This window comes from Streptomyces sp. V4I8, from assembly GCF_041261225.1.
Lineage (GTDB): Bacteria > Actinomycetota > Actinomycetes > Streptomycetales > Streptomycetaceae > Streptomyces.
In genome coordinates this window covers 6567431-6592729 of the sequence record NZ_JBGCCN010000001.1, presented here as the reverse complement: position 1 = coordinate 6592729, position 25299 = coordinate 6567431, and the positions used below count along the sequence as shown (strand labels likewise).

25 protein-coding genes and 3 pseudogenes are annotated in these 25299 nt (G+C 70.7%); 9 read left to right on the top strand and 19 right to left on the bottom strand.

Annotated elements, in window-relative coordinates; all coding sequences use genetic code 11:
- Window positions 1-21 precede the first annotated feature (21 nt).
- Window positions 22-1689 (top strand): hypothetical protein, encoded by a 1668-nt coding sequence (locus tag ABIE67_RS30090; protein ID WP_370264480.1) that lies wholly within the window; start codon window positions 22-24, stop codon window positions 1687-1689.
- A gap of 130 nt (window positions 1690-1819) precedes the next feature.
- On the opposite strand, the gene ABIE67_RS30085 is transcribed toward ABIE67_RS30090, so the two are convergent.
- From ABIE67_RS30085 to ABIE67_RS30055, 7 genes are all read right to left on the bottom strand, one after another.
- Complete coding sequence (locus tag ABIE67_RS30085; protein WP_370264476.1) at window positions 1820-4582, bottom strand: SpoIIE family protein phosphatase; 2763 nt, start codon at window positions 4580-4582, stop codon at window positions 1820-1822.
- A 253-nt stretch (window positions 4583-4835) separates the two neighbouring features.
- A complete protein-coding gene (locus ABIE67_RS30080; RefSeq protein ID WP_370264471.1) occupies window positions 4836-5267 on the bottom strand; it encodes an ATP-binding protein in 432 nt (143 codons plus the stop codon).
- A 104-nt stretch (window positions 5268-5371) separates the two neighbouring features.
- Window positions 5372-5770: a (deoxy)nucleoside triphosphate pyrophosphohydrolase gene (locus ABIE67_RS30075; protein ID WP_370264467.1), complete on the bottom strand. Its 399-nt coding sequence runs from the start codon at window positions 5768-5770 to the stop codon at window positions 5372-5374.
- 168 nt (window positions 5771-5938) lie between these two features.
- Window positions 5939-6130 (bottom strand): SPOR domain-containing protein, encoded by a 192-nt coding sequence (locus ABIE67_RS30070; protein WP_030049322.1) that lies wholly within the window; start codon window positions 6128-6130, stop codon window positions 5939-5941.
- Window positions 6131-6481: 351 nt separating this feature from the next.
- A complete protein-coding gene (locus ABIE67_RS30065) occupies window positions 6482-7234 on the bottom strand; it encodes a GntR family transcriptional regulator (protein WP_370264460.1) in 753 nt (250 codons plus the stop codon).
- 159 nt (window positions 7235-7393) lie between these two features.
- Window positions 7394-8605: a DUF4190 domain-containing protein gene (locus ABIE67_RS30060; protein WP_370264455.1), complete on the bottom strand. Its 1212-nt coding sequence runs from the start codon at window positions 8603-8605 to the stop codon at window positions 7394-7396.
- Window positions 8606-8821: 216 nt separating this feature from the next.
- Window positions 8822-10405: a S8 family serine peptidase gene (locus tag ABIE67_RS30055; protein ID WP_370264451.1), complete on the bottom strand. Its 1584-nt coding sequence runs from the start codon at window positions 10403-10405 to the stop codon at window positions 8822-8824.
- 252 nt (window positions 10406-10657) lie between these two features.
- Between ABIE67_RS30055 and ABIE67_RS30050 the strand changes: the two genes are divergently transcribed.
- Window positions 10658-10783: a hypothetical protein gene (locus ABIE67_RS30050; protein ID WP_370264446.1), complete on the top strand. Its 126-nt coding sequence runs from the start codon at window positions 10658-10660 to the stop codon at window positions 10781-10783.
- Between the two features lie 75 nt (window positions 10784-10858).
- Here the strand turns inward: ABIE67_RS30050 and ABIE67_RS30045 are convergent, their stop codons facing one another.
- Window positions 10859-11689 carry an oxidoreductase gene (locus ABIE67_RS30045; RefSeq protein ID WP_370264442.1) on the bottom strand — a complete coding sequence of 277 codons (831 nt, stop codon included), beginning with the start codon at window positions 11687-11689 and terminating at the stop codon, window positions 10859-10861.
- A gap of 82 nt (window positions 11690-11771) precedes the next feature.
- Between ABIE67_RS30045 and ABIE67_RS30040 the strand changes: the two genes are divergently transcribed.
- The gene (locus ABIE67_RS30040) at window positions 11772-12683 is read left to right on the top strand and encodes a LysR family transcriptional regulator (protein WP_370264437.1); all 912 of its coding nucleotides are present in this window, start codon (window positions 11772-11774) and stop codon (window positions 12681-12683) included.
- Between the two features lie 116 nt (window positions 12684-12799).
- On the opposite strand, the gene ABIE67_RS30035 is transcribed toward ABIE67_RS30040, so the two are convergent.
- Window positions 12800-15091 (bottom strand): DEAD/DEAH box helicase, encoded by a 2292-nt coding sequence (locus tag ABIE67_RS30035; RefSeq protein WP_370264433.1) that lies wholly within the window; start codon window positions 15089-15091, stop codon window positions 12800-12802.
- A 139-nt stretch (window positions 15092-15230) separates the two neighbouring features.
- Here ABIE67_RS30035 and ABIE67_RS30030 point away from each other — a divergent pair, with 139 nt between their 5' ends.
- The 3 genes from ABIE67_RS30030 to ABIE67_RS30020 all read left to right on the top strand — a co-directional run bounded on the left by ABIE67_RS30030 (window position 15231) and on the right by ABIE67_RS30020 (window position 16707).
- Window positions 15231-15737 (top strand): FBP domain-containing protein, encoded by a 507-nt coding sequence (locus ABIE67_RS30030; protein WP_370264430.1) that lies wholly within the window; start codon window positions 15231-15233, stop codon window positions 15735-15737.
- Between the two features lie 290 nt (window positions 15738-16027).
- The gene (locus ABIE67_RS30025) at window positions 16028-16303 is read left to right on the top strand and encodes a hypothetical protein (protein WP_370264426.1); all 276 of its coding nucleotides are present in this window, start codon (window positions 16028-16030) and stop codon (window positions 16301-16303) included.
- Window positions 16300-16707 carry a PIN domain-containing protein gene (locus tag ABIE67_RS30020; protein ID WP_370264422.1) on the top strand — a complete coding sequence of 136 codons (408 nt, stop codon included), beginning with the start codon at window positions 16300-16302 and terminating at the stop codon, window positions 16705-16707. The genes ABIE67_RS30025 and ABIE67_RS30020 overlap by 4 nt, the downstream gene beginning before the upstream one ends.
- Here the strand turns inward: ABIE67_RS30020 and ABIE67_RS30015 are convergent.
- Window positions 16694-16925 (bottom strand): annotated as a pseudogene (locus tag ABIE67_RS30015) (transcriptional regulator); the annotation flags it as partial. The gene ABIE67_RS30020 and the pseudogene ABIE67_RS30015 overlap by 14 nt on opposite strands.
- Between ABIE67_RS30015 and ABIE67_RS30010 the strand changes: the two are divergent.
- From ABIE67_RS30010 to ABIE67_RS30000, 3 genes and pseudogenes are all read left to right on the top strand, one after another.
- Window positions 16881-17087: pseudogene (locus tag ABIE67_RS30010) on the top strand (SDR family oxidoreductase); the annotation flags it as partial. The pseudogenes ABIE67_RS30015 and ABIE67_RS30010 sit on opposite strands and share 45 nt — an antisense overlap.
- Window positions 17088-17154: 67 nt before the next feature.
- Window positions 17155-17406 carry a hypothetical protein gene (locus tag ABIE67_RS30005; RefSeq protein WP_370264419.1) on the top strand — a complete coding sequence of 84 codons (252 nt, stop codon included), beginning with the start codon at window positions 17155-17157 and terminating at the stop codon, window positions 17404-17406.
- A gap of 2 nt (window positions 17407-17408) precedes the next feature.
- Window positions 17409-17570, top strand: a complete 162-nt coding sequence (locus ABIE67_RS30000; RefSeq protein WP_370264416.1) for a hypothetical protein — start codon at window positions 17409-17411, stop codon at window positions 17568-17570.
- Between the two features lie 2 nt (window positions 17571-17572).
- On the opposite strand, the gene ABIE67_RS29995 is transcribed toward ABIE67_RS30000, so the two are convergent.
- The 9 genes and pseudogenes from ABIE67_RS29995 to ABIE67_RS29955 all read right to left on the bottom strand — a co-directional run bounded on the left by ABIE67_RS29995 (window position 17573) and on the right by ABIE67_RS29955 (window position 25248).
- Window positions 17573-18715, bottom strand: a complete 1143-nt coding sequence (locus ABIE67_RS29995) for an FAD-dependent monooxygenase (RefSeq protein ID WP_370264412.1) — start codon at window positions 18713-18715, stop codon at window positions 17573-17575.
- Window positions 18716-18990: 275 nt separating this feature from the next.
- Window positions 18991-19971 carry a hypothetical protein gene (locus ABIE67_RS29990; protein ID WP_370264409.1) on the bottom strand — a complete coding sequence of 327 codons (981 nt, stop codon included), beginning with the start codon at window positions 19969-19971 and terminating at the stop codon, window positions 18991-18993.
- 194 nt (window positions 19972-20165) lie between these two features.
- Window positions 20166-21050 carry an aldo/keto reductase gene (locus ABIE67_RS29985; protein ID WP_370264405.1) on the bottom strand — a complete coding sequence of 295 codons (885 nt, stop codon included), beginning with the start codon at window positions 21048-21050 and terminating at the stop codon, window positions 20166-20168.
- Window positions 21051-21112: 62 nt separating this feature from the next.
- The gene (locus tag ABIE67_RS29980; RefSeq protein WP_370264403.1) at window positions 21113-21901 is read right to left on the bottom strand and encodes an SDR family NAD(P)-dependent oxidoreductase; all 789 of its coding nucleotides are present in this window, start codon (window positions 21899-21901) and stop codon (window positions 21113-21115) included.
- A 36-nt stretch (window positions 21902-21937) separates the two neighbouring features.
- A complete protein-coding gene (locus ABIE67_RS29975; RefSeq protein ID WP_370264398.1) occupies window positions 21938-22255 on the bottom strand; it encodes a putative quinol monooxygenase in 318 nt (105 codons plus the stop codon).
- A 13-nt stretch (window positions 22256-22268) separates the two neighbouring features.
- Window positions 22269-23042, bottom strand: coding sequence for an SDR family NAD(P)-dependent oxidoreductase (locus tag ABIE67_RS29970; RefSeq protein WP_370264394.1), 774 nt, complete (start codon window positions 23040-23042; stop codon window positions 22269-22271).
- 86 nt (window positions 23043-23128) lie between these two features.
- Window positions 23129-23957: pseudogene (locus ABIE67_RS29965) on the bottom strand (aldo/keto reductase).
- Window positions 23958-24044: 87 nt separating this feature from the next.
- Window positions 24045-24887, bottom strand: a complete 843-nt coding sequence (locus ABIE67_RS29960; RefSeq protein ID WP_370264388.1) for an SDR family NAD(P)-dependent oxidoreductase — start codon at window positions 24885-24887, stop codon at window positions 24045-24047.
- A gap of 31 nt (window positions 24888-24918) precedes the next feature.
- Window positions 24919-25248: a carboxymuconolactone decarboxylase family protein gene (locus tag ABIE67_RS29955; RefSeq protein ID WP_370264384.1), complete on the bottom strand. Its 330-nt coding sequence runs from the start codon at window positions 25246-25248 to the stop codon at window positions 24919-24921.
- Window positions 25249-25299 lie beyond the last annotated feature (51 nt).

Genomic DNA, 25299 nt, shown 5'->3' with positions numbered 1-25299 from the left:
CCTGCTCATACGCTCCGAAATGTGACGCCATCCTTGATACGGGGCCGCCCCCGGCGTGGTACCTCGCGCATATCGGTGCGGGTGCTGCTCGCGCTGGTGGGCGGGCTGGTCGGGGTGGTGTGGCTGGTGTTGCCCGGGGTGACGGTCGGTGATGGGGGCGCGGCCGCGGGCGGGCCGGACCGGGCTGTCGCCGGTGCGGTGGCTCAGGGGGAGGACAAGGGGACCTCGGACGTCGATCTGGTGATGCCGGGGCTGGCCGTGGTCGCGGCGGCGGTGCTCGCCGGATACGGGCTCATGCGGCGCAGACGGCGGGCGCGGGGGCGTACGACACCCGGTGGAGCGCCGGTTCAGGTCGCCGAGCCGCCCGTCGGGGAACTCGACGAGCGGGCTCGGGCTCTGCTGGTCGAGGCGGACGACTGGGTGCGGGTCAGTGGGGAGGAGCTGGGCTTTGTCGAGGGGAGGTTCGAGGGGGAGGACCTCGCGCACCTTGAGGCGGTCGAGTACGGGGAAGTGATCGAGCCCCTCGCTCGGGCCCTGAGCGACGCCGCGGGCGAGTTGACGGTCGCCTTTCGGATGCGGTGGCAGTACGAGGGCGGGGTGCCGAAGGAGGGTGCGGCCCGGCGGCACGCGCTCGCCGGGATCGTCGGGCGGTGTCAGGAGGCGGGGCGGCTGCTGGATGCTCAGGCCGCCGCGTTCGATCAGGTGCGGGGGCTGGAGCAGGGCCTGGGCGGGGGGCTGGGCCAGGCCCTGGTCGTCGCCGAGGGACGGTTCCGGGCGCTGGCCGGGCGGACCGGGGGTGCCGGCGCGACTCTGCGCGGGCTGGGCGAGCGGTACGCCCCCTCCGCCACCGCCGCCGTCGCGGGCCATGTCGAGCAGGCCAAGGACCGGCTGGTGTTCGCCACGACGCGTCTCAACCACGCCCGCCAGTCCGCCGACCTGGGCGACAACGAACGGGCGGCGGGCCACTTGCGTGCCGCCGAGGGGGCCATCGCCCAGGCCGCCATCTTCGTCGAGGCAGTCGAACGGCTCGCCGGTGATCTCGCCACGGCCTCGGCGCTGGTGCCGACCGCGCTGACCGGCGGTGAGGTGGAGATCGCCGGGGCGCGGGAGTCGCTCGCGGGGGTGGGAGACCCGTACGTGGACGTCCCTCCCGGCGAGCTGCGCGCCCGGGTCGCCCACGCCGACCTCGCCCTGGCCGGCGTACGCGAAGAGCTGACCTCGGGGCGGCCGTACGACCCCCTGGACCTGCTGCGGCGGATCGTGCGGGCCGTCGGGCCCGTCGCCGTGGGGCGGGCCGGGGTGATTCCGGCCGCCGCGCTGGTCTGCGCGCGCGGTGCGGTCGGCGGTGCGGACGATGTCGTCGCGACGCACCGGGCGGCGGTGGGGAGTGAGGCGCGCACCCGGCTGGCGGAGGCCCGGCGCCTGCTCGCTCCCCCGGTGTCCGCCCCGGCCGGCCGAGCGCCACGCCCGGAACTCGCCGACCTCCTCGCGGCCGACGCCCTGGCCCAACAGGCCCACGACCTGGCCGAACAGGACATCCGCGTCCACGGCCACCCCGTCGACAGCCCCGCCGAGGACGTCAACGGCCTCGCCGGAGCCCTTCTCGGCGGCGTCCTGGCCGGCGGGTCCCCGGCCGGCTTCGGCGGACCGCGCACCCGGGGCCGACGCGGAGGCGCGCCCCCTGTGTGAACGAACTCGCGGACACCGACGGCGAGAAGCCCCCACCGGGGCCACCCGCACCCGACGACGAAAGCCGCACGGGCAGTGCGGGTGGGAAACACCTCCGGCCGAAGGCGAAGCCGAGGCCGGACGTCGCCACTCAGAACAGGCTCAGCAAGGCCTCCGCCGGGTCCGCCACCCCGTTCTCGCCGTCCGGCAGCGGCAGTTCGAACCACACCGTCTTGCCGCGCGGCGTCCGGCGGGAGCCCCACGCGGCGCTGAGCAGGCCGACCAGTTGCAGCCCACGCCCGCCCTCGTCCGTGTCACGGGCTCGGCGGCGGCGCGGCTGGACCAGGCCGGAGTCCCAGACCTCGCAGACCAGTGTGCGGTCCAGCAGCAGCCTCAGCCTGATGTCGCCCTCGCCGTAGCGCAGGGCGTTCGTGACCAGTTCGCTGACCAGCAGCTCCGTGGTGTCGACCAGGGGTTCGAGGTCCCACGACAGCAGCTGGCCGCGGGCGTACTCACGGGCGCGGCCCACGCTGCGCGGCTCGCGGGGCAGGGTCCAGTCGCCGACCGACTCGGCGGGCAGCCCCTGGACACGTGCCATCAGCAGCGCGATGTCGTCCTCGCCGTGGTGGCTGTCGAGGGTGTTGAGGACGTGGTCGCAGACGTCCTCCAGCGGGCGGGTCGGGTCGGTGAGCGTGCCGACGAAGGCTTGCAGGCCCTCGTCCAGGGGGTGGTCGCGGGACTCGACCAGGCCGTCCGTGTAGAGGGCCAGCAGCGCGCCCTCCGGGAGTTCGACTTCCACCTCCTCGAACGGCTCCCCGCCCACACCCAGTGGCATCCCCGGCGGCACGTCGAGCATCAGCGCGTCCTCGCCGGGTTCGACGAGGACCGGCGGCAGATGACCGGCGTTCGCGAAGGTGCAGCGGCGTGTGACGGAGTCGTAGACCGCGTACACGCAGGTCGCGAGGTACACCTCGGACAGGTCCGCCTCCCGGGGCCGGCGGGCCGCGCGGGTGGCCTGCTGGACGCCGCCGGGGGCGCCGAGGCCGCGGGCGATCTCGTCCAGCGCCGAGAGGACCTCGGCCGGTTCGAGGTCCAGCAACGCCAGCGTCCGTACGGCGGAACGGAGTTCGCCCATCGCCACGGCCGCGCGCAGGCCCCGTCCCATGACGTCCCCGACGACCAACGCCGTGCGGTGGCCGGGGAGTTCGATGACGTCGAACCAGTCGCCGCCCACCTCACTGGGCCGGTCGGAGGAGGAGTTGCCCGGCAGATAGCGGCAGGCGATGTCCAGGCCGGACGCGACCGGGTCCCCCGGCGGCAGCAGGGACCGTTGCAGTATCAGCGCGCGTTCGTGCTCGCGCCGGTACAGGCGGGCGTTGTCGATGCACACCGCCGCACGCGCGGCCAGCTCCACCGCGAGATCGCGGTCCCGGTCACCGAACGGCTCACTCCCCTTCGTACGGGCGAACTGCGCCAGTCCTACGACCGTGTCGTGGGCGACCATCGGCACCGCGAGCGTGGACTGCACGAGGCCGCCCTCCTCGCCGGGCACGTACTGCGGCCGGGCGGTGCGCAGGGCGTCCGCGCAGGGCGAGTTGAACGGGTAGTGGTGGACGGCGCCGACCGCGACGGGGACGCCACCGCCGACGAAGGGCGCGTCGGAGACGGCGCTGGAGAAGGCGACACGGCGCAGTTCCGCGCTGCCGTCGGCGAGGCCGGGCGGGGTCTCGTCGCCGGCCAGCAGCCCCTGGTAGAGGTCGACCGTGGCCAGGTCGCAGAAGCCGGGGACCACGACGTCGAGGAGTTCGCGGGCCGTGGTCTCCAGGTCGAGGGAGTTGCCGATGCGGGCGCCGGCCTCGTTCAGCAGGGCGAGATTGCGCCGGGCGGCGGCGGCCTCGCGGGCGGCGGCGCGACGGGCGGTGATGTCGGTTCCGAGCCAGGCGATGCCGATGGGGCGGCCGCTGCCGCTGTGCACCCGGTAGAGGAAGACGGACCAGTGGCGGCGCTCGTCGGAGCCGGGCACAAACCCGGTGACGTGCATGTCCGTGATGGAGTCGCCGCTCTCCAGGACGCGGCGCAGGGTCGCCGCGACGCGGTCGGCCTCGGGGCGCGGCAGATAGTCGTGGACGCCTCGGCCGCGATGGTCGTCGGGGGTGCCGCCGAAGAGGGAGGCGAACCGGTGGTTGGCGCGGCGCACCCGCAGGTCGGGGTCGATCAGCAGGAAACCGAACGGAGATTGACCGAATATCGCCTGCGAGGCGGCGAGGTCGGTCTCCATCCGACGGAGTGTGCGGACATCGACGACGATGCAGACGGCGGCCTTCTCCCCGTCCTCGGTCCGCGTCGGCATGACGTACACCTCGGCGAGCCCGTCCTGACCGCGCCGTCCGTCCGCGCCGTCCGGCGTCCGGAAGGGGACCACGCCGGTCCACTCCCGTCCGTCCAGGATCTCGGCCATCTTGCGCTGGCCCTGCTCGCGCAGGTCCGGGTCGATGAACGCCTCGATGGGGTCCATGCCGACGGCACGCTCGGCCGGGATGCCGAAGAGCTGTTCGGCGCGCAGGCTCCACTGCTCGACCAGGCCGTCGGGGCCGATCGAGAAGGACGCGACCTTGATGTAGTCGTAGATCGAGCCGGGCGGGCTGCTCTGCCAGACCGGGTCGCCGGGGCGGGGCTCGTCGAAGGCGAAACCGGGGTCGCGAGAGGCGGAGGCGTCCGAGGCGAACGGACCCCGGGAGTCGCTTGTGCCGGTGTCGCCGGAGGCCTGTGTGTCGTGAGAGGCGCGTGTGGTGCGTGTGCCGTGGGAATCGCCGTGAGCGGCCTCTGTGCCGTAGGCCCGCTCCCCCGCGGTCTTCCGCCTCGCGCCGTCCGACGGGTCCTCAAACTCCGTGGCCTTCGCTGGTATCTCGCTCACGCGAACCGTCCCCTCCAGCTCACCGCGTCCGGCACCGGTCACCGGCGGCGGCTGCCCGCAGTATCCAGCACTACGGCCCCGCACAACACGGTGTTCACGATCACAGCACGTTCCCGATGGTTTTCGGTCCCCGCCGCGGAAACACTTCCAGTCTTCTAACCAGCTGACACGCAGTCGAATCACGCGTTTCGACAACCGCCACTGGCCTGAACCAGTCGGTCGACAGGCCGGGGGCGGGCGTACACCGCCACGGTCACTCCGGCACCGCGAGCTCGAACCACACGGTCTTCCCGGTGTTCCGGCCCGGCCGGGTACCCCATCGGCGCGAGGAATGCGCCACGAGCTGGAGTCCGCGGCCGCTCTCGTCCTCGAGGTGGGCGACACGTTCGCGGGGTGGGTCCGGGAGGGGGTCGGAGACCTCGACCAGAAGGACGCCGTCGAGGTCGGCGGGGCGTACCAGGCGTACGCCGATGGGCCCCGTGGCGTGTCGCAGGGAGTTGGTCACCAGCTCGCTGACCAGCAGCACCGCGAGATCGGCCAGGCTGTCGAGGTCCCAGTCACGCAGCCGGCCACGCACGGCGGCCCGCGCCGCGCGCACCGCGCCCGCCTCCGCGGGAAAGGTCCACTCGGCGCAGCCGCCATCGGTGTCGATCACGCCGATCACTTCCCAGGCCAGCGGGTTCACACATGTCCGGTTTCGCAGGGTTAGTGACCACATACCCGATATTCGGGGGGCGGTACCGTACCGCAGGGAAGGCAGGCGACAGGGTAGGAATCCGGGAAGTCTCCTCAGGAACGAAGCCGCCCCGCCACCTCCCGGACCGCCGGCACATCCTGGTCCAGCCAGTCCACGTCCCAGAGTTCCCCGGCCTCAAGCCAGCGCAGCGCGTCGTGGTCCTGGAGGGGCTCGGGTTCCCCGGAACCGGCAAGGAGTCGGACCGTCCACACGTGCAGGACGTAGGGGGGCTTCAGGGGCCACGCCCCCGGCACACGCTCGATCACTTCGGCGTCCACGCCGAGTTCCTCCCGCAGCTCCCGCACGAGCGCCGCCTCGGGCGTCTCGCCGGGCTCCACCTTGCCTCCGGGCAACTCCCAGCGTCCGGCCAGCTCCTCGGGGGCGCTGCGGCGCGCCGCGAGCAGGCGGCCCCCCTCCAACAGCGCGGCGCCGACCACGATCCGTTCCGTCATGCGCCGGAGCCTAAGCGCTCCGCTCGCCGGGCCGATATGCGGCTGCGCCGCGGGGCCGCGACACGCCGTCCTTCGAGTGCGGCGCCATCAAGGCTGATCGCGCCCCGCGGCGGAGCCGCGTAGCGACATAGCCCCGCGCCCCTTCGGGGCGCACCGAAAGCCCTTGCGTCAGTGGTCCGCGCTGTCGCCGTTCTGCGCGAGCCGCTCGACCCAGTACAGCTGCTTGTGTCCGCGACCGTCGAGGCTGTCCGCGATCTTCTGGGCCTCCGCCCGAGTCGCGTACCGGCCGACGCGGTAGCGATTGCCGTTGTCGTCCTGCCGAATCACGAGCCAAGGGAGAGTGATCGTGCTGTCGTTCATCGCGCCCCACCGCTCCTTCCCGCCCACGACCGCCCGAGTCCCGCTCGCGGCCTGTGCCGTGCCCCACCCGCTAAGGAAACCGCAATCCGCATATGCCCGAGCCTACGCCTAACCTTTACGCTGCGAATACGGCTTTTCACAAAGAGGTACGCAACCAGCCAAGTCGCAGGGGGCGCACGGCATCGAATGCGCCGTGCGGAGACGTCGATGCATCCGGTCACGGGCATACCGCACACGCCGGTGACGACCTGCGAAAACGGCCAGATTCGAACGGCGCGCGAAGGGGCGGGAGTTGAGGCGCTGCCGGAGGTAACTACCGTGAAGGTGTGCGCTACTTCACGAACGAGTGCGCTACTTCACCGGGAGGTGGTACGCGACCCGGTAGCGGTCCGCCGGAATCACCACGTCCGCCGTCTCCACCGGACGGCCGGAGGCGTAGTAGGTGCGCTGGATGACCACGACCACATGACCCGGGACGCCACCCAGCGTCAGCAGTTCCTCCGCGAGGCCCGGGCGCGCGCCCACCTCCTCGGTGACGTTGTCCACGACGACGTCGATGGCCGCCATGCGTTCGACGACGCCCATGCCACCGAGCGGGCCCTCCTCGGGCAGCATCACGGGCGTACGGCCGGTGACGGCGAGCGGTTCCCAGGAGGTGGAGAGCATCATCGCCTCGCCGGCGTCCCGGAAGAGGTACCTCGTGCACATGACGCGGTCGCCGGGCCGGATGCCGAGCCGCTCGGCGACGGCGACGCTCGCCTCGGCCTGCGCGCTGCTGGACTCCCAGGTGCCGCGTGTCTCGCCGTCGGCCTGCTCCTGCCGGAAGGGCGTGGCGCCGGCCGGCGGGCGGAAGCCGGAGCGGGAGATCCGGCGGGGCACGGGCCGCTCACGGACGTACGTCCCGGAGCCCGAGCGGCCCTCGACCAGCCCCTCGGCCATCAGCACCTTGCGGGCCTCCAGCGCGACGGTGTCCGAGACGCCGTACTCCTCGCGGATCCTGGCCTGGGACGGGAGGCGGGTGTGCGGTGGCAGCGAACCGTCGACGATCTTCTTGCGGAGATCACCCGCGACGCGCAGGTACGCCGGCTGCTCACCGAAAGTCACTGGCCGCTCCCATCAGCTTGTACAGACAGCAACAGGGTGGCAACCGTGGGTTGTCCCATGCAAGCAAAGGCCAGAGAATCACTCGATGTGATGACTTGTGCCCCCGGAGGGCTTTACGCAGGCACTTTCTCCCCGCTATAGCCGCGCTCACACATCCGCTCAGACGGCGAGTCCGTCCTCGCTCCCGCTCCCGCCGCTGTCGGAGTCGTCCTCATAGGGGGCCGGGACCGTGGTGTCCAGGCCCAGAGCCTTGCGCGCGGTGACGGTCGTGGGGCCGTCGACGTATGCGTACCCGCTGTCGTAGTGCGTGAAGTACGTGTCCGCGTCCTTCGCCGCGGCCGCCCGTGACCACTCCTTGCGGGCCGCCTCCATCTCCTCGGCCAGCTCGGCGACCGGCTTCCCGGCCTCGGCGGGCCAGCTGTGCCCGCGCAGCGCCTCGATCTGCTCTCCGAGCACGGTGTGAACGTCCTTCGCCCAGGCCTGGTTGGCCGCCAGGTCCTCCTCGGGGTATTCCTCGGGCTCCTCGTACAGGACCGTGTCGATGGCGTTGGTCGCGGTGAGGAAGGCGGTCTGGTCGGCGTCGAGCGTCGTCGGGTCGGTGCGCAGCGAGCCGGTCAGCCTGCCGTTCTCGGCCGTGCTGCCGAACAGGCAGGTGATCTCGCGGTCGCCTAGGCGCCAGCTCTGCCGGGAGGGGACGAGGTAGTAGACGTCCACGTCGTCCGGTACGGCCCAGGTGTCCATGGCGTAGCCGTCCTGGAGGGCATAGCACTTGTCGTCCGCGGTCAGCTCGATCTCGTCGTCGCCCGGGAAGGAGCCGCCCGGCAGCGTGACGACGGCGAACACCTCGCCGTCGTGCCCGCCGGCGCAGGACACCTCGTCGACGTCGTAGGCGTCGCCCTCCAGATCGCCGGAGGGGGTGTCGAAGCAGTCGCCCTTGGCGAGCGCGTAGGCGGTGCCGTCGCCGCCGGCGGCGCCCTTGAAGCCGTCCCAGAAGTCGGACGCGGAGCCCGTGGACAGCGCCAGCGCCCACAACGCGAGCCCGACGGAGGACAGCACGGACCCGGCGATCGCCATGCCCTTGCCGCGCTCGCCCTTCCTCTTGATCTGCGCCAGCGCGATCACCCCCAGCACCAGCCCCACGGCGGGCACGAAGCAGAGGATGCCGAGGACGAGGGCCCCGATGGCCACGCCGTTGACGGGCCCGGGGCGGCCGTACGGGCCGTAGAGGTGGTACGGGTACGGCCCCGGGGCACCGGGTGCGCTGTACGGATACGGCGCCGGCGGCGGGTACTGGCCCTGCGCGTACGGCCCCCGGGGCTGCTCCGGGGACCCTTGTGACTGGTGGGGTCCGGGAGGCGGAGGTATGGACACGAGTACCGTGCTCCTGGTTTCGGGCGGCGGCGCCGGGCGTGGAACGGGCGTACGACTGGGCGAATCGTAAGCGGGGGACGACGGGGGATGTCATTGGATATGGCCCCGCGCCCCTTACGGGGCGTGGGCACCGCCGCACACGGCTCGTCCCCGCGGCCGGCCGGGTCACGTACCCGGAGCCGTACCGCGAGGACGAGGAGGAGTGCTGACCCTGACTCAGGGCTGGAACTGGAGGGCCCAGGCGTCGATGCGCCCGGTGTCGAGGTTCGCGTTGTCGCTCACGCGGAGCTTCCACGTGCCGTTGGCGGCCTCCGAGGAGGCGTTCACCGAGTACGTGGTGTTGATGTTGTCCGAACTGCCGCCCGTGCCGTACGACTTCAGCGTGTAGGCCGTGCCGTCGGGGGCGATCAGCTGGACCTGGAGGTCGCCGATGTACGTGTGGACGATGTGGACCTCCACGGCCAGGGCGGAGGGCGCGTTGCCGGAGACGCCGGAGACCGTCACCGGGGACTCGACGGTGGAGTTGTCGGCGATCGCGTAGTCACCGGTGTTCTCGAAGCGGGGGCCGGGCGGGGTGGTCGTACCGCCGCCGACGTTGAGGAGCCGGTTGGGCGAGCCCGTGCCGGGGCTGGTGACGACGCCGGTCGTGGCGGCGGACGTCAGGGCCGCGGCGACCTGGGCCGGGGTGGCCGAGGGGTTGGCGGCGAGATGGAGCGCGGCCGCGCCCGCGACGTGCGGGCTCGCCATCGACGTGCCGGAGATGGTGTTGGTCGCCGAATCGCTCGTGTTCCAGGTCGAGGTGATGGACGAGCCAGGCGCGAACAGGTCCAGGACCGACCCGTAGTTGGAGTAGCTCGCGCGGGCGTCACCGCTCGTGGTCGCGCCGACCGTGATGGCCTCGGTGACGCGTGCGGGCGACCGGGTGGAGGCGTTGGTGGACTCGTTGCCGGCCGCGACGGCGAAGGTGATGCCGGAGGCGACGGCGTTGCGTACGGCGGTGTCGAGGGCGGTGTCGGCGCCGCCGCCCAGGGACATGTTGGCGACGGCCGGCTTGACCGCGTTCTGGGTGACCCAGTCGATGCCGGCGACGACCTGGTCGGTGGTGCCCTGGCCGGAGTTGTTGAGCACGCGCACGCCGACGATCTTCGCCTTCTTGGCGACGCCGTGCGCCGTCCCGGCGACCGTGCCGGCGACGTGCGTGCCGTGGCCGTGGCCGTCCTGGGCGGTGTTGTCGTTGTCGATGGCGTCGTAGCCGTAGGAGGCCCGGCCGCCGAAGTCGCCGTGGGAGATGCGGACGCCGGTGTCGATGACGTACGCCGTCACGCCCTGTCCGGCCGAGTCCGGGTAGGTGTACGAGCTGTTCAGCGGCAGGTTCTTCTGGTCGATGCGGTCCAGGCCCCAGGAGGGCGGGTTGGTCTGGGTCGCGTCGACGCCGAAGGTGCGGTTCTGGACGACGGAGGCGACGGCCGGGTCGGCGGCGAGCCGCTCGGCCTCGGCCTCGGAGGCCTCGATCGCGTAGCCGTTGAGGGCCTTCCGGTAGGTGCGCTCGATGCCGGCGCCGTACTTCTGGACGAGGGCACGCCCCGCCGTGGAGCCCGACCGGGCGTGGTCCGCCCTCAGGGTCACGATGTAGCTGCCGGCGACGGCGTTGGGGGCGCCCGCGTACTGGATACGGCCCTCGGGAGCGGCCGCGGCGGGGAGAGCGGAGACGAGGCTCGCGGTGAGGGCCGCGGTGGCCGCCACACTGAGGGCGGCCAGTCTTCGCCGGGTGTCTCTTCGGGAGTTACGCATCACTGCCATCTGAGGGGTCCTCCTCGATCGGTGGTGCGCCGCATTGCATGAGCATGTCAATTTCCTGTGCCACTGCTGTGCGTCAGCCGAAAGATTGAGGGCTCTACAGGAATTGCACAAGGGCCCTGCACGGCGAAATCCGCCCGACCCGATCACTGTCCGTGATCGTTCGACATGCAGGCTGTGTTGCTCTACGCAAGGCTGGGAGCCATTCCGCCAGGACAACGTGTCCTGGCGGACGACCCAGGAAGGACCATGCCCATGCGATACGCAGCCACCCTTTTCATAGCCGCCGTCCTCGCCACTCTCGCGGCTCCCGCCGCCTCGGCCGCCACCAGCGCCCCCATGCCGTGCGACTCCCACACCCTGAGCAAGCTCTGCTGGTGACTTCTTGAGCGGGGACAGGCCACTGCAGTCGGAGTCGCGGCCTGTCCCCGCTCAACACGCGGTGGCGGAACGGTGTCAGTCGTCGAACCCCGTCGCCCGCGTCGACTTCTCCCACGCCACGACGTCCTCACGGACCTGGTCCAGATGGCCGAGTACGGCCGTGACCCCGTCGTCACCCAACGGCAGCCGCAGCGGGGTCCGTTCAGCCTCCAGCGCGGCTCGGATCAGGGCCGCCGCCTTCGCCGGGTCACCCGGCTGGGTGCCGTCGCCGCCCGAGACGAAACCGCGGGTCCGGGACACCTTGGCGTACAGACCGCTGTCCGCGCTGACTCCCTTCCGCCCGGTCTCGAACAGCGACGTACGGAACGAACCCGGCTCGACGATCAGCACCTTGATGCCGTACTCGGCGACCTCGTCGGCGAGCCCCTCGGAGAGGCCCTCCAGGGCGAACTTCGTTCCGCTGTACGCCGAGAAGCCCGCGAAGGACATCTGCCCGCCCATGCTGCTCATCTGCACGATCGCCCCGGAGCGCCGCTCGCGCATGTGCGGCAGCACGGCCCGGGTGAGCGCGGCAGGGCCGAAGACATGCACCTCGAACAGCTCCCGCAGCTCCCGCTCCGTCGTCTCCTCGAAGGCGCCGACGTGGGTGCGGCCCGCGTTGTTGACCAGGACGTCGATCCGTCCGTGCCGCGCCACCACATCCCGTACGGCGGCCTCGGCGGCCCCCGTCTCCGTGACGTCCAGGCGCAGCGCCTCCACCTGGTCGGGGTGCGCGGCCACCAGGTCGTCCAGTTGCTCGGGCCGCCGTGCCGCGCCCACCACCACGTCGCCCTCCGCGAGCGCCGCCTCCGCGATCGCCCGTCCGAAACCGCTGGTCGCGCCGGTGATCAGCCACACCTTGTTCATGACAGCTCCTCGTAGTCGCATCGCTTGCAGCCCAGAGTGCGGGCGGCACCGGTTGCCCGTCCAAGACCCACGCTGATAACCGATGGTTATGACCATGGACGTTCATGTGCGCGATCTGCGCTACTTCGTGACGGTGGCCGAGGAGCTGCACTTCACCCGTGCGGCCGAGCGGTTGTATGTCTCGCAGCCCGCGCTGAGCAAGCAAGTACGGTCGCTGGAGCGGCAGTTGGGCGTCGAGCTGTTCCGCCGCGATCCGCAGGGCGTGGCCCTGACCGAGGCCGGTACGGCACTGCTGCCGCATGCGCGGCGGGTGCTGGACGCCTGGTCGCAGGGGTCGGCGGCGGTGGAGGCCGCCCGCGCGACGGCGCGCGGCACGCTCGTCGTCGGCATGAGCACCAGTCCGGGCCGCGGCGGTCTGCTCCCGGCGATCCGCTCCCGCTTCACCGCCGCCCACCCGGACACCACCCTGCGGCTGCGCCAGGTGAGCTGGGAGGACCCGACGGCCGGCCTGGCCGACGGCGACGCCGACGTGGCCTTCGTCTGGCTGCCCCTCCCCGACGCAGGCCGCTACACCTGGACGGTGGTCGCTGAGGAGCCCCGGCTGGTCGCCCTCCTGGAATCGCACCCGCTCGCGGGCCGTACGGAGATCGACTTCACGGAACTGGTGGACGAGCCGTTCCTCGCCCTGCCGCCGGGCGCCGGCCCGTTGCGCGACTACTGGCTCGCCCTGGACGAGCGGGGCGGCCGGGCGCCGCGCGTCGGGGCGGAGATCGCGAGCACGGAGGAGACGTACGAGGCCCTGGTCGCGGGCCTCGGCATCTGCCTCGTGGCGACCGGCAACGCCCCGCTGATCACCCTGGGCGGGGTGGTCACCCGGCCGGTGCGGGGGCTCTCGCCGAGCCGCTACGCGCTGGCGTGGCGCAGGGAGGACGAGGGGCGGGCGCTGGTGCGCGGGTATGCGGAGGCGTGCCGGCGGGCGACGGGGCGGGGCTGACCTACGGCGGTGGCGAGGCCACGCCGGGCCGCTCGCACCCGTCCTCCCGCACCCGTCCGCTCACACCCGTCCACTCGCACCCGTCCACTCGCACCCGTCCGCTCGCTCGGGGCCGCTCACGCCTCTTCCGTCGCCGTCCCCGCCGGCTCGGCGGTCGTCGTGCTCAGGCTCAGCCGCGCCTGCTCCTCCTCGACGATGCGCCGGGCCAGGGCGAGGTCCGAGATGTCGACGGCGTCCGGTGTCGACTCGGCGACCGCGCTGCGGCGGGCGTACGCGTCGAACAGGCGGGACTTGTTCTCCAGCAGCCGCACCAGTCGTTCGTCCACCCCGCCCGTGCAGAGCAGGCGGTGCACCTGGACCGAGCGGACCTGGCCCATGCGGTGGGCGCGGGCGACCGCCTGGTGTTCGACGGTCGGCTTGAGCTGCGGCTCGCAGAGGATGACGACGGACGCGGCCTGCATGTTGAGGCCCACTCCGCCCGCCTCGATCTGCGCGAGCAGCACGGCGTGACCGGACGCGGCGGCGAAGTCGTCGACGAGCTGCTGCCGACGGGCGGGCGGCACGCTCCCTGAAATCGGCCCGAAGACCCTTCCGTTGGCCGACCCCGGGCCCTCCTCCGTTCCCCTTCCCGTCCCCGTCCCCATTCCCGTCCCCATTCCCGTTCCCGTTCCCGTTCCCGTTCCTGCTCCCGGCGTCTCCGCGCGCGCCAGTGCCTCCCGCACCACCGCCAGTACGTCCCGGAAGCCGGAGAACACGACGACCTTCAGCCCGTTCTCGGCGGCCTCGCCGGCGATCTCGCGCAGTCGGTCCAGTTTCGCCGACCGCTCCGGGCGGGCGTACGCCGCTCTGCGCATCGCCATGAAGTTGCCGGCGCGCACGGCCTCGCGGTAGGCCTCCTCGTCCGCCGCGCTGGGCTCCTCCCACTCGTCCGTGTGCTGGAGCGCGGGGAGTTCGGTGAGGACGTCCTGCTGGTTGCGGCGCAGATAGACCGGCGCGACCGCCTTGCGGAACGCCTTGGAACCCGCCACTCCGTCGTGGTCGTCGACGGTCCCGGCCAGGTCGGGCTGGAGGATCCGCACCAGGCTGCGGAACTCCGCGACTCGGTTCTCCATCGGCGTACCGGTCAGGAACAGCACGCGGTCGCAGTGCGCGGCCCATGCGGAGACGGTCCTGGAGCGGAGGGTCTCGGGGTTCTTCACGTAGTGCGCCTCGTCGACGACGAGCATGCCCAACTCGCCCCCGCCGGGCGCCGGGAAGCCGCGCAGGGCGTCGAAGGTGGTGACCGCGACGCCGCCCCGGTCCTTCCAGTCGGCGAACGCCTCGTGCCGTTCGGGGCCGTGCAGCGGCGTCACCCGCAACGTGCTGCGCTTCTCGATCTCCCGGGTCCAGTTGATCAGCACGCCGGCCGGGCAGACCACCATGAAGTGGCTCTGCCCGTCGGCGGTGAGGTGCGCCAGCGCGGCGATGGCCTGGATCGTCTTGCCGAGCCCCATCTCGTCGCCGAGGATCGTCCGCCGCTGGGCGAGGGCGAAGCGGGTGCCGAAGGCCTGGTAGCCGCGCAGCGAGACCCGGCGGTGCGTGTCGTCGAGCGTCTGCGTCCTGACCCGTTCGGCCACCTCGTCGGGCAGGAACCCTTCGGCCGCCGCGGGGTCGGGGGCGTGGCCGGAGAGTTCGGCGAGCAGGCCGTAGTAATCGGCGGAGCGCAGTTCGAAGTCGACCAGGGCGGCCAGGTCGGACTCCGGGCGGCGCAGCAGGTCGACCGAGGCCTGGGCGAGCAGTTCGGCAACCCCGTCCCGGTCGGCCTGCTCGGTCAGGGCGCGGATCTCGGCCACTGCGGCCAGCGCCCGTTCCCGTGTGGCCTGCCCGGTGAACAGCATGCGCAGCCGCCCGGCCGCCGGCCCCGCCTCGGCCAGCAGCGGACCGAGCCGCTTGTTCAGCGCCTCGGCCGCGTCGACGGCCCGGCGCGCCTCCGGGCCCGCCTCCACCAACACGCTCAGCGCCATGACCAGGGCGGTGGTCCGGGGCTCCGGCCGGTCCACGTCGATGTGTACGGCGATGGTGTCCCGTACGGCATCGGCGATCCGCCGGGCGGCGGCCACGGTCTGATCGGCGGTCTGCTGACCGACCCCGGGCAGCTGGCGCAGCCGGTACGGCCCGGCATCGAGTACCTGCCCGACCGTCCGGAACCCGCCCTTCTCCACCTCGCCCAGCCGCAGCCTGCCCTCGGTGACGTCCTTGAGCCGGGCCACCGGGATGACGTCCAGCTCGCGCCGGGCCAGGTCGTCATGGATCGGCGCCAGGGCCTCCCGTACGGCCTCGACGGCTCGCGCGTGATCACCGGCCACCGCCCGCGCCGCCCCGTACAGCCGCCCGCCCCGGGCCACCGCCTCCCGCTCACTCCGCCCCATCGCGCCCCGGCCCCTTCCCGCCCCTCCCGCCGCGTCCTCGCATCCTGCCATCCGTTGGCGGGGAGCGGTCCGACGAAAATGGTTCGCCAACTACGTTAAGAGCCCATAGAGTTATGAAATAGATCTACACTGTCGCAGCATGGACCCGATCAGCGAGCAGGCGATTCGAAATTCATTCGTCAACTGCACCAAGGGCGAAGCAAGTCGAATGCGCCTCCCCGTCAATTTCAGAGAAATAGACTGGGCGGTCCTCGACTTCCTCGGCTGGATCGATCCCGGCGCTCCACAACGGGCGTATATCGTCAATCCGTCTCCGGAGAAGCCCGTCGGAATAGCCCTACGACTGCCCGCTCCGGGATCCCGCACCGGCGCCATGCGGTCCAGCATGTGCCAGGTGTGCTGGACCAGCCACGCCTCGTCCGGGGTCAACCTGTTCGTCGCCCCACGGGCCGGCCGCGCGGGACGGGAAGGCAACACCGTCGGCCTGTACTTCTGCGCCGACCTCGCCTGCTCCCTCTACATACGCGGCAAGAAACAGCCCAAATTGCGGCTCACCGCCCGCGAGGAGACCCTCACCGTCGAGGAACGCGTCGCCCGCACCAGGGACAACCTCGCCGACTTCCTGGCCAAGGTGACGGCGGCCTGATACGGGGCCGCCGAGAAATACCCGCTCAATGGAGAGAAAGGGCCCACCCTCAACGGTGGGCCTCTTCTGGCCTGCACTGTCAAATACAGCGAAAGAAGTGCAATCAGACGTTGAAGCGGAACTCCAACACAAGGCTCTGAACTGCGGAAATACAGGCGCATCCCAGCACCATCCCAGCACGGGATCCGCGACAAAGTACAAGAAGATCCGGGACGCCAAGACTATGCGCCACCGTTGCAGGCTGCACAGCACCCCCAGCGCTGTAATAGTTCTTGTACTAGACTGACCTCATGAAGTCACCCCGCCCCGGCGGCACGGAGAACATCTCCGTCTCGATGCCCTCGGAACTCCTCGGTGCTCTGCGCACACGTACCGGCAAGCGCGGCGTGTCCGCGTATGTGACCGCGGCGGTCCGGCACCAGCTGGCGATGGACGGCCTCGCCGAGATCGTGGCCGCCTACGAAGCCGAGCACGAGCCTTTGAGCGAGGCCGAAGTCCAGGCCGCGCAGCGCGAATTGTTCGGTGACGCACCGGCGCCCTACACGTCGAACGACAGCGCCGCATGAAGGAGCCCGCGGCCAGGTCCCTGGTTCTGGACTCCCAGGCGTTGTCGCTGCTGCTGCGCAACGACCGCCAGATGATCACCCGGATCGAGGCCGCTCGGCGGGTGGGCGTGCCCGTCCTCGTGTCGGCCCTGACGGTGGTGGAGGCCGTCTACGGGAAGACGGACACCGCCCGGCTGCACTGGGTGCTCTCCCGCCTTCAGGTCCAGGACGTCACCCAGGCGGACAGCCTCACCGCGGTGCAGCTGCTGAGCGACGCCGGCGGTCTGCACGGCCACAAGTACGCCATCGACGCCCTCGTCGCCGCGATGGTGCTCCGCTCGCCAGCGCCCGTCCTGGTGCTGACCTCGGACCGCGACGACTGGTCGAAACTGTGCGGCGACCGCGTACAGATCAAGGACGTCTGACCGAGCGCGCGGGTGCGGTGGCCTCCTGGGTGGCGGCCCAGGAAGCGAGCAGGCGCTGGCCCCTCCTCGGAGGGCGAGCCCGGTTCAGCCGTGTAGATGGTGAGGGTGAGGCCGGGTTCGGCGGCCATCTCCAGGCCCTCGAAGGCGAGGGTGAACTCGCCGACCGTCGCGTGGTGGAAGCGCTTCACCCCGGTGCCGCGGTGGCGGACGTCGTGGGCGGCGAATTCGACCGCAGCCAGGCCGAAGCGGGCCAGGCCATCGACCGGCTCGGAACCACCGATGAGATCGCCCAGGCCGTCCTGTGGCTGAGCAGCCCCGGCGGCGTCGGCTACGTCACCGGCGTCGCCCTGCCCGTCGATGGCGGCTACGTCGCCCAGTGACCACCCGTCATTGCGCCGCGCGGACACCCGCGGCGCACGCCCCCGCACTCCTCACGTGAAGGACCACATGAACCACCCGAACCCGCTGCCGTACCGACGTCGGCGCCTCCCGTTCCGCCCGGCCCTGCTCATCGGTGCCGGCGCCGCAGCCTTCGCCGCGATCGCCTACGCCGCCGACAGCGGCCCCGACCCCGATGCGAAGGGCACCGGAGACCGGGACAGCAACGTCACAGTCCGGGGTGTCGACCAGTCCGATGCCGCGTGGAGCGCCGCATCCGACGCCGACTACCGCCCCGCGACTACCCAACCGACCGGATAGTCGTGCACGTCACCGAGTCCACCCAGCCGGTCGCCGAGCAGGTCTTCCAAGACCCCGGCCACCGCGCCGCGGCCCACTATCTGATCCGCGCCGATGACGGAACGGTGAGGCTGCAGGTGACGGTGTGGATTCGGCGCCGGGTGGTATGCCAGCGCCCGGGATGAGCTCAGGCGGCTCGACCGGTGAAGGAGCGGCTGAACTGCTGTCCCGACTGGACCATGCCGCGGACGTTGCCGAGCCGCTTCATTTCGTACCCTGTGAGGGCCTGCGCCACCGTCGATCCACGCACGCCCATAGCAACGGATTCGGCGACGGCCTCGGCGTCGTGGAGCGATGCGCTGAAGCCCGAGCCGGTCATCGGGGTCGGCACATGCGCGGCATCTCCCACGAGGGCCAGACGCCCGTTGACGAGCTTGTCGGGGACGTACTCGGCGATGGGGGTGCCGATGACGGCACGGCGCTCGATGCAATCGAGGATGGCCTCGCGCCAGGGCGAGGGCCACAGGTCCTCGGCTTTGTCCGCGAGCTCGCGGAAGGTGGCCTCCGGTATGTCGGCGGAGGTGAGCGACCGGTGCACGACGTTGCCGACAACACTGCCCGTTTCGCGTAGGAGATCATTGTGGCTCGCGTCGTACCAGGCCCAGCCGACCTGGCGCGAGCCCGGGGCGCCGTCGGGACCGGGCAGTGGGTAGCCGAGGAGATAGTCCTCTCCGCCGCTGAGGATGTCGACGTCCCGTGGCAGGCGGCGCGAGGACGCGAGCGAGGACTCGTTGGTGAGGCCGAGCCAGATCAGGTAGCCGGCGAACGTCGCGTCGGGCTTGTCGGGTGCGACGCCGACGCGCACGACGCTTCCGTGGCCATCCGCCCCGATCACGACATCGCCTCGGAACGTCTGCTGGTCCGAGGTGATCACCCACGCGGAATCCGCGTCCTGGTCGACGCTCCGTACGATCGTGTGGGGGCGAAGCTCGATATAGGGGTCGGCGTCGGCGGCCGCCCGGAGCCGGGCGTGGACCGCCATCCAGCTCTGCACACCGGGGGCCACTGAACTCAGTGGCGCCGAACCGCCCTGCGAGTGACGGGATCCCGTGATTCTGCTGAGGAGGCCCTCACTCACCCCGCCGAGAGCAGCCCCCTTCCGGGCCCGAGGGGCGGCCCCCGATCGCTCCAGCATCGTCACGTCGACTCCGGCGTGCGACAGGGCCAATGCGGTCATCAGACCCGCGAGAGATGCACCGACGACGATGGCGGCGCCCTGGCGCTCGTCCCGGTTCCCGGAACGGGGGACGTCGCGCATAGCTGTGGTCATGCTGTTGTTCTCCTCACGGAGTCGTCACGGTGGTGGTCTGGGCGGGCGCGCTGTGGCAGGCGCCGAGGCTCGGGGTGGACATCTCGGCGGCACTGTCCAGCGTGATCACCGGGCTCTTGCCAGTTGTGTCCCATCCCCCTCGGAAGTGGGGCACTGACCATGCAACCGGCAATGGCGATGACGTGGGAGTCTCGGTTGTGAGGGGTACCTGCAGGGACTCCCAGGTGGCATCCCTGCAGGCCACGCCCTCTGAATTGCTGGGAGCTGCCGGGCGCTCAGTGTGAGAGCAGCGCGCCGAGGTCGATCTTCCCGATCTGCACTTGTGCGTCGTGGGGCTCGTTGAGTCCGCCGTTGGTGATGTACAGCCGCTTGCCGCGCACCGCGGTGGCGGTGGGCGAGGCGAGGCCATCCGAGGCGGTCAGCACGGTCCTGGTGGTGCCGTTCGGGTAGACGACCGCGATCTGGTTCTGCGTGTTCAGCGCGGCGAACACGACGTCGGAGTGGCCGCTGAGGAAGTTGAAGTCATCGATGCCAGTGAGGCCGCTGGCGACGGTGTGGACCCGGCCCGGAGCTCCGGTGGCGGTGACGGGGATCCGCAGCAGGGTTGCCTTGCTGAGGTTGGAGACCCATACGGCGCCGTTGTGGAAACGGAGTCCGTTCGCACCGTACGGCACGGGTGCGGACGCCTCGATCGCGAGGGCGGGGTCGACCAGCCACGCGGTCGCGGGACCGCCGGAGACCGGGACGGCCCAGACGGTGCCCATCTGGCTGTCGGCGACGTACAAGGTGCGCCCGGCCGGATCGATGGCCAGACCGTTGGGGACTCCACCCGCGGGCAAGGCCGCGATGCGGTGAGGAGTGCCGCCGAGTGGCAGCTTCCACACCCCGTTCCGGGAGGCGTCGGAGGACCACACGTTGTAGTAGACGGTGCCGTCGTGGCCGCGAGTGTTGCCGGTGATTCCGTCGCCCTTCTGCCCGGTGACCAGCACCGTGCGGTGCCCGGACGGTGCGATCCGCACCAGTGCCGGCCGTTCGCCCGCGGGCGTGCCCACCATCGAGACGGTCAGCGAATTGTCCGGGGCGACGGTGATGTTCTCGGGCACGTCGCCGGTGGCGAAGTCGAAGGCGGCCACGGTCTTCACGTGGGTGACGGCGGGCTGCGCGTCCCCGTGTCCGGTCGCGGCGGACGCGTACGGTGCCGAGACGATGACGGCTGCGGTCGCGGAGATCGCCGCGAGCTTGAATGGCTTCTTCATGGATATGTCTTTCGTGATCATTGCGCTCTTTCGTTCTTTGCGTCGGCGCCGCACGGGTATCGAGGTGTTCAGGGGCCTGGTGTCAGAAGTGGGGAGAGCCACGCCCCACCGGGCCCAGGACCGTGAGCCGTTCGGGCCCGGCCGGAGTGGGGCGTCAGTGGCGCTGACGACATGCCTGATCGGCTGGGTAGCCCTTAGTCGGGGATCGGGAAGCCGGCGTTCTCCAGGTTGAGCGAGTCCGGATCGGGTCCGCCGCGTACGCCGGTGTCGAGGGCGTCGATCGCGGCCACCTCGTCGGGGGTCAGGGCGAAGTCGAAGACGTCGAAGTTCTCGGCGATGCGATGGGCCTTGACGGACTTGGGGATCGCGCAGAAGCCGTGGTCGAGGTGCCAGCGCAGCACGACCTGCGCGGGTGTCTTCGCGTACTTGTCGGCCAGGGCTGTGATGACGGGGTCTTCGAGTGGGTTGGTGTCGGCGCCCCGGTAGACGTAGGAGCCGCCGATGGGCGACCACGACTGGGTCAGGATGCCGTGGCTTTCGTTCGCTGCGCGCCACTCGCCCTGCGTGTAGTAGGGGTGCACCTGGATCTGGTTCACCGCCGGAACGATGTCGGTGCGGGAGATGAGCTCGTCGAGCTGCTTGGGCGTCTGGTTCGACACGCCGATCGCACGGACGCGACCTTCGGCGAGGAGCTTCTCCGCCGCCTTGTACGCCGCGATCGTCCTCTCGAAGTCGGACGGCAGCGGCTGGTGCAGCAGCCACAGGTCGAGCTGCTCGATGCCCAGCTTGCGCAGACTCACGTCGAAGGCCCGCAGCGCGGAGTCGTAGCCGTAGTCGCTGATCCACACCTTGGTCGTCACGAAGATCTCGGAGCGGTCCACGTCGGAGCGGGCGATCGCCTCGCCGACCTCCCGCTCGTTGAAGTAGGCGGCGGCGGTGTCGATCAGCCGGTAGCCGTTGTGCAGCGCGGTCAGGACCGCGTCGGTGGTCTCCTCGGGGGCGCTCTGGTAGACGCCGAGTCCCAGGGCGGGGATCCGTACGCCGTTGTTCAGGGTGATGAGTGGGTTCGTTGCGGTCATGGTTCGCTCCAATCGTGGTGGGCGCACGCAGCCCGCGTGCGGACGGGAGGGGGGACGCGGGCTCAGTCAGCAGAGACCGCTGTGGGCAGTTCGACGTCTGTGAGATCGGCGCAGTACGTCAGCAGCCGGTCCTGCACTTCGGGCGACTGCGTCGCCGGGTGCGGAGGGCGGGGTTGCTGGTGGTGGAAGTAGCGGCCGGTGACCAGCGCCGCCGCGTCGTCGTCGGCCGCCAGCCATGCCTGGGTCACCGGAGCCAGCCGCAGGTCGTCGGTGGCGCCGCTCCCGCCCATCTTCGTGGCGACCCAGCCCGGGTCGACGGCGTTGGAGAGCACCTCGGGCCATTTCCTCGCGACGGCGAGCATGAGAGCGGTGACGTGGAACTTCGACTCCGAGTACGCCTGGGAGCCCTGCCACGGCCGCGTCGCCCACTGCGGGTCCCGCAAGGTGGCCTCGCCGCTGTGGTGCATGCCGGAGCTGAGATAGACGAGCCGCCGGGGCGGGGTGATCAGCGCCGTGAGGAGGTAGGGCGCCAGCACGTTGACCGCGAAGACGTCCGAGAGGCCGTCCTCGGTCTCCACCCTGCCTCGCCCGTAGTAGCCGACGCCGGCGTTGTGGATGACCGCGTCGAAGGTGCCCAAGTCGTTGACCTGGGTGGCCACATCGCGGGTCCCGGCGATGCTGGAGAGGTCACCGACGGCGACGCCCGCGTTGTCCGGGAGCGCGGCGTGTGCGTCGCGGGCCCGGGTGTTGTTGCGTGCATGGAGCGCCACCGTGTGACCCTGCCGCAAGAGCAGTTGGGCGGCCATCAGGCCGAGGCCGTCGGTGGAACCGGTGATGAAGATGCGAGCCATGAGTATGTCCTGAAGGGTTCGGACCCCGGCCAGTCGTTAGTCCGGGTCGCTGACCCGATTGCTGGTGGTGACCTTGAGGGGTACGGCGAGCAGCGGGAGGAGTTGCTCGACGACCTTCGTCACGTTCGGGTGCTCGGTGTGTTCCGCGACGGCTTCGGGCGAGGCCCAGCCGTCGACGATGTAGAAGGTGTCGGGCTCGTCAGACTGCTGGTAGAGGTCGTAGTAGAGGCATCCGGCCTCGGCCCGCGCGGGGCCCACGAGCTCCAGCAGGAGCTCCTTGACCCTGGCGCGGTGGGTCGCCTTGCCACGTACCTCGCAGATGATGTGGCGCTCCGCCGACTTGACCGTGGTCATGTGGATTCCTCCGTCAGTTCTGGCCGGCGTAGACGCGGGTCATGCCGCCGTCCACGACGAGGTCGACGCCCGTGATGTAGCGGCTGGTGTCCGAGGCCAGGAAGACGAGGGCGTCGCCGATGTCCTCGGCCGTCCCCACGCGTCCCGCCGGAATCTCCTTCGCGACGCGCTCGACGTAGGCGGCGATGTCGTCGTCGCTCAGCTTCTGTTCGTGGCTGTAGCCCTCGGTGGGCACCACTCCGGGGCTGATCGAGTTGACCCGGATCCCACGGTCCTTGAGGTCCGTCGTCCAGCTGCGGGCGAGGGAGCGTACGGCCGCCTTCGACGACGCGTAGACGGCGAACCCGGGCAGCCCCATGCCGGCGGTGATCGACGCGTTGAGGACGATGGACGCGCCGTCGCGCAGGACGTCCAGCACGCTCTGCACCGTGAGGATGACGCCCTTGATGTTGATGCCGAGCTCGCTGTCGATCTGCTCCTCGGTCAGCTCGGCGAGGGGCGTGGCGTGTCCGCCACCCGCGTTGGCGAAGAGTATGTCGAGGTGGCCGTGCGCCGCCTTAATCGTTTCGGCGACGCGCAGCATGTCGCTCTTGCTCGTGACGTCGGCTCGGATCCCGGTGGCGGACGGGCCGAGCTTCTCCGCGGCGGCGTCGAGCACGTCCTTGCGCCGGCCTGTGATGTAGACAGTGGCTCCCTCTTCGATCAGACGCTTGGCGGCGCCGAAGCCGAGTCCGGTCGTGCCGCCGGTGACCAGGGCGATCCGCCCCTTGAGTGCCTGCGATTCCATGTGAACTTCTCCTGATGGGCAGGGCCTTCCTGACGAAGCGCCTCGAACGACGCTTCGTCAGGAACGGGCCGATTAAGGCCGGTGACTTACCGGTCGATGGTCTTCTGCTGCGCTGCGGTGTACCGCTCGCCCTTGATCTGCACCTGGGCAACGGCCTCTTCGATGCGCTTGAGGTCCTCGGAGGTCAGTTCCACGGTGTCGGCGCCGATGTTCTCTTCGAGGCGGTGCAGCTTCGTCGTGCCCGGGATCGGTGCGATCCACGGCTTCTGCGCCAGCAGCCACGCGATGGCGGTCTGAGCCCTTGCCGAGCGGGCTGAACGGCACGAACCCGATGCCCAGCTCTTCCAGGGTCGGCAGGATGATCTCCTCAGGCTCGCGCCACCACAGCGAGTACTCGCTCTGCAGGGCCGTGACCGGCTGGACCGCGTGGGCCCTGCGGATGACGTCCTCACCCGCTTCGGACAGGCCGAAGTGCTTGACCTTGCCTTCCTGGATGAGGTCCTTGACCGTGCCGGCGACCTCTTCGATCGGCACGTCGGGGTCCACCCGGTGCTGGTAGAACAGATCGATGCGGTCGGTCTGCAGACGCTGCAGGGACTGCTCGGCGACCAGCCGGATCCGCTCCGGCCGACTGTCCAGGCCCGCTGTGGGGTTTCCGTCCTTGAACCCGAACTTCGTGGCGATGGAGACCTGGTCGCGCACCGGCGCCAGGGCCTCGCCCACCAGCCTTTCGTTCGCCTCTCCGTACCCCTCCGCGGTGTCGAAGAGCGTCACACCGCGCTCGGCGGCCGCCCGGATCAGCTTGATGGCCTCACCCGTGTCCGCGGCCTGGCCGTAGCCGAAGGTCATTCCCATGCAGCCGAGCCCGATCGACGACACTTCGAGCCCGCTGTTTCCCAGTACACGCTTCTTCATTTCGTTCTCCTTTCGAGTGGCCACGAGCGACGACAACGCCCGGGCCGGTGTGGGTCCTGATGGTCGTGAGGTGTGCCAGACGTTTGGTCAGTCCGCGTCGTCGAATTCCAGGTCCCAGCCCAGTTCGCGCGATGCCTCGACCTGCGCCAGCAGCGCCTTGGCTTTGGCCTCTACGGAGGTGATGGCGTCGGCGCCGGCGACGAACCGCGCGGGCGGCTCGTCCTGTTCGGCGACCTGCAGCAGGGCGGCGGCGAGCTTGGACGGGTCACCGCTCTGCCGACCGTTCATGGACTTCCAGCCCTCGATCTGCGCCGCGGTGCTCTCGGCGTAGTCCTCCACGGTCCCCTCGGGCCAGGTGGTGGAGGCGTCCACCAGCAACTCGGTGCGGAAGAAGCCGGGCTCCACGGTCGTGGTGCGGATACCGAAGGGGGCCACGTCCAGGCGCAGGGCCTCCATCCAGCCCTCCACGGCGAACTTGGAGGTGGTGTAGGCGGCGCAGAACTCCTGGCCGACCAGCCCGGCCAGCGAGGAGATCGTCATGATGTGCCCGGCGCGCCGCTCCCGCATGACGGGCAGCACGGCGCGGGTGACGTTCATCGGGCCGAAGACGTTGGTCTCGATCTGCTGCCGCATCTGCTGCGGAGAGACAACCTCGAAGTAGCCGGCGAAGAAGTTGGCGGCGTTGTTGACCAGGACGTCGATCCGGCCGAACCGCTCCACAGCCGCACGGACGGCGGCCTCGGCGGTGTCGGGGTCGGTGAGGTCCAAGGTGGTGGCCAGCAGGTTGTCTCGCTCGCCGCCGAGGGCCTTGACGACGTTTTCGGGGCGGCGGCCGGTGGCGACCACCCGGTGGCCGGCGTCCAGGGCCTGGCGGGCGATGTCCACGCCCAGCCCGCGGCCGGCACCGGTGATGAAGAAGACCTTGCTCATGGGGTGTTGCTCCAGACGGGTCGGCGCGGGGTCAGCTCGCGTCGGCGCCCTCGACGATGTTCTTCAGCTGGGTGATCGCGGACATCGCATTGGGCCAACCGGCGTAGAACGCGATGTGGGTGATGGCCTCGACCAGCTCGTCCTTCGTCACCCCGTTCTCCAGGGCCTTGGGCAGGTGGAAGGCGAGCTGGTCGGCGCGGTAGAGGGCGACCAGGGTGGCGACGGTGATCAGGCTGCGGTCCCGCTGGGACAGGCCCTCGTTGGGCCACACCTCGCCGAAGAGGACATCGTCGGTGAGCCGGACCAGTTCGGGCGCGAAGTCGCCGAGCAGCTTCTGTGCGGCGGTCTGTTCTTCAGCCATGGCGTTTCATCCCTTGCAAATATTCGGTCTATTGCCGACCGTAATTAGCCG

Excerpts from the sequence above, each read along its gene's own strand:
- ABIE67_RS30075 (WP_370264467.1), bottom strand. The coding sequence starts at position 5,770 with ATGACGGAACGGATCGTGGTCGGCGCCGCGCTGTTGGAGGGGGGCCGC.
- ABIE67_RS30070 (WP_030049322.1), bottom strand. The coding sequence starts at position 6,130 with ATGAACGACAGCACGATCACTCTCCCTTGGCTCGTGATTCGGCAGGAC.
- ABIE67_RS30055 (WP_370264451.1), bottom strand. The coding sequence starts at position 10,405 with ATGGCAGTGATGCGTAACTCCCGAAGAGACACCCGGCGAAGACTGGCC.
- ABIE67_RS30050 (WP_370264446.1), top strand. The coding sequence starts at position 10,658 with ATGCGATACGCAGCCACCCTTTTCATAGCCGCCGTCCTCGCCACTCTC.
- ABIE67_RS30045 (WP_370264442.1), bottom strand. The coding sequence starts at position 11,689 with ATGAACAAGGTGTGGCTGATCACCGGCGCGACCAGCGGTTTCGGACGG.
- ABIE67_RS30040 (WP_370264437.1), top strand. The coding sequence starts at position 11,772 with ATGGTTATGACCATGGACGTTCATGTGCGCGATCTGCGCTACTTCGTG.
- ABIE67_RS30035 (WP_370264433.1), bottom strand. The coding sequence starts at position 15,091 with ATGGGGCGGAGTGAGCGGGAGGCGGTGGCCCGGGGCGGGCGGCTGTAC.
- ABIE67_RS30030 (WP_370264430.1), top strand. The coding sequence starts at position 15,231 with ATGGACCCGATCAGCGAGCAGGCGATTCGAAATTCATTCGTCAACTGC.
- ABIE67_RS30025 (WP_370264426.1), top strand. The coding sequence starts at position 16,028 with ATGAAGTCACCCCGCCCCGGCGGCACGGAGAACATCTCCGTCTCGATG.
- ABIE67_RS30020 (WP_370264422.1), top strand. The coding sequence starts at position 16,300 with ATGAAGGAGCCCGCGGCCAGGTCCCTGGTTCTGGACTCCCAGGCGTTG.
- ABIE67_RS30005 (WP_370264419.1), top strand. The coding sequence starts at position 17,155 with ATGAACCACCCGAACCCGCTGCCGTACCGACGTCGGCGCCTCCCGTTC.
- ABIE67_RS29995 (WP_370264412.1), bottom strand. The coding sequence starts at position 18,715 with ATGACCACAGCTATGCGCGACGTCCCCCGTTCCGGGAACCGGGACGAG.
- ABIE67_RS29990 (WP_370264409.1), bottom strand. The coding sequence starts at position 19,971 with ATGAAGAAGCCATTCAAGCTCGCGGCGATCTCCGCGACCGCAGCCGTC.
- ABIE67_RS29985 (WP_370264405.1), bottom strand. The coding sequence starts at position 21,050 with ATGACCGCAACGAACCCACTCATCACCCTGAACAACGGCGTACGGATC.
- ABIE67_RS29980 (WP_370264403.1), bottom strand. The coding sequence starts at position 21,901 with ATGGCTCGCATCTTCATCACCGGTTCCACCGACGGCCTCGGCCTGATG.
- ABIE67_RS29975 (WP_370264398.1), bottom strand. The coding sequence starts at position 22,255 with ATGACCACGGTCAAGTCGGCGGAGCGCCACATCATCTGCGAGGTACGT.
- ABIE67_RS29970 (WP_370264394.1), bottom strand. The coding sequence starts at position 23,042 with ATGGAATCGCAGGCACTCAAGGGGCGGATCGCCCTGGTCACCGGCGGC.
- ABIE67_RS29960 (WP_370264388.1), bottom strand. The coding sequence starts at position 24,887 with ATGAGCAAGGTCTTCTTCATCACCGGTGCCGGCCGCGGGCTGGGCGTG.
- ABIE67_RS29955 (WP_370264384.1), bottom strand. The coding sequence starts at position 25,248 with ATGGCTGAAGAACAGACCGCCGCACAGAAGCTGCTCGGCGACTTCGCG.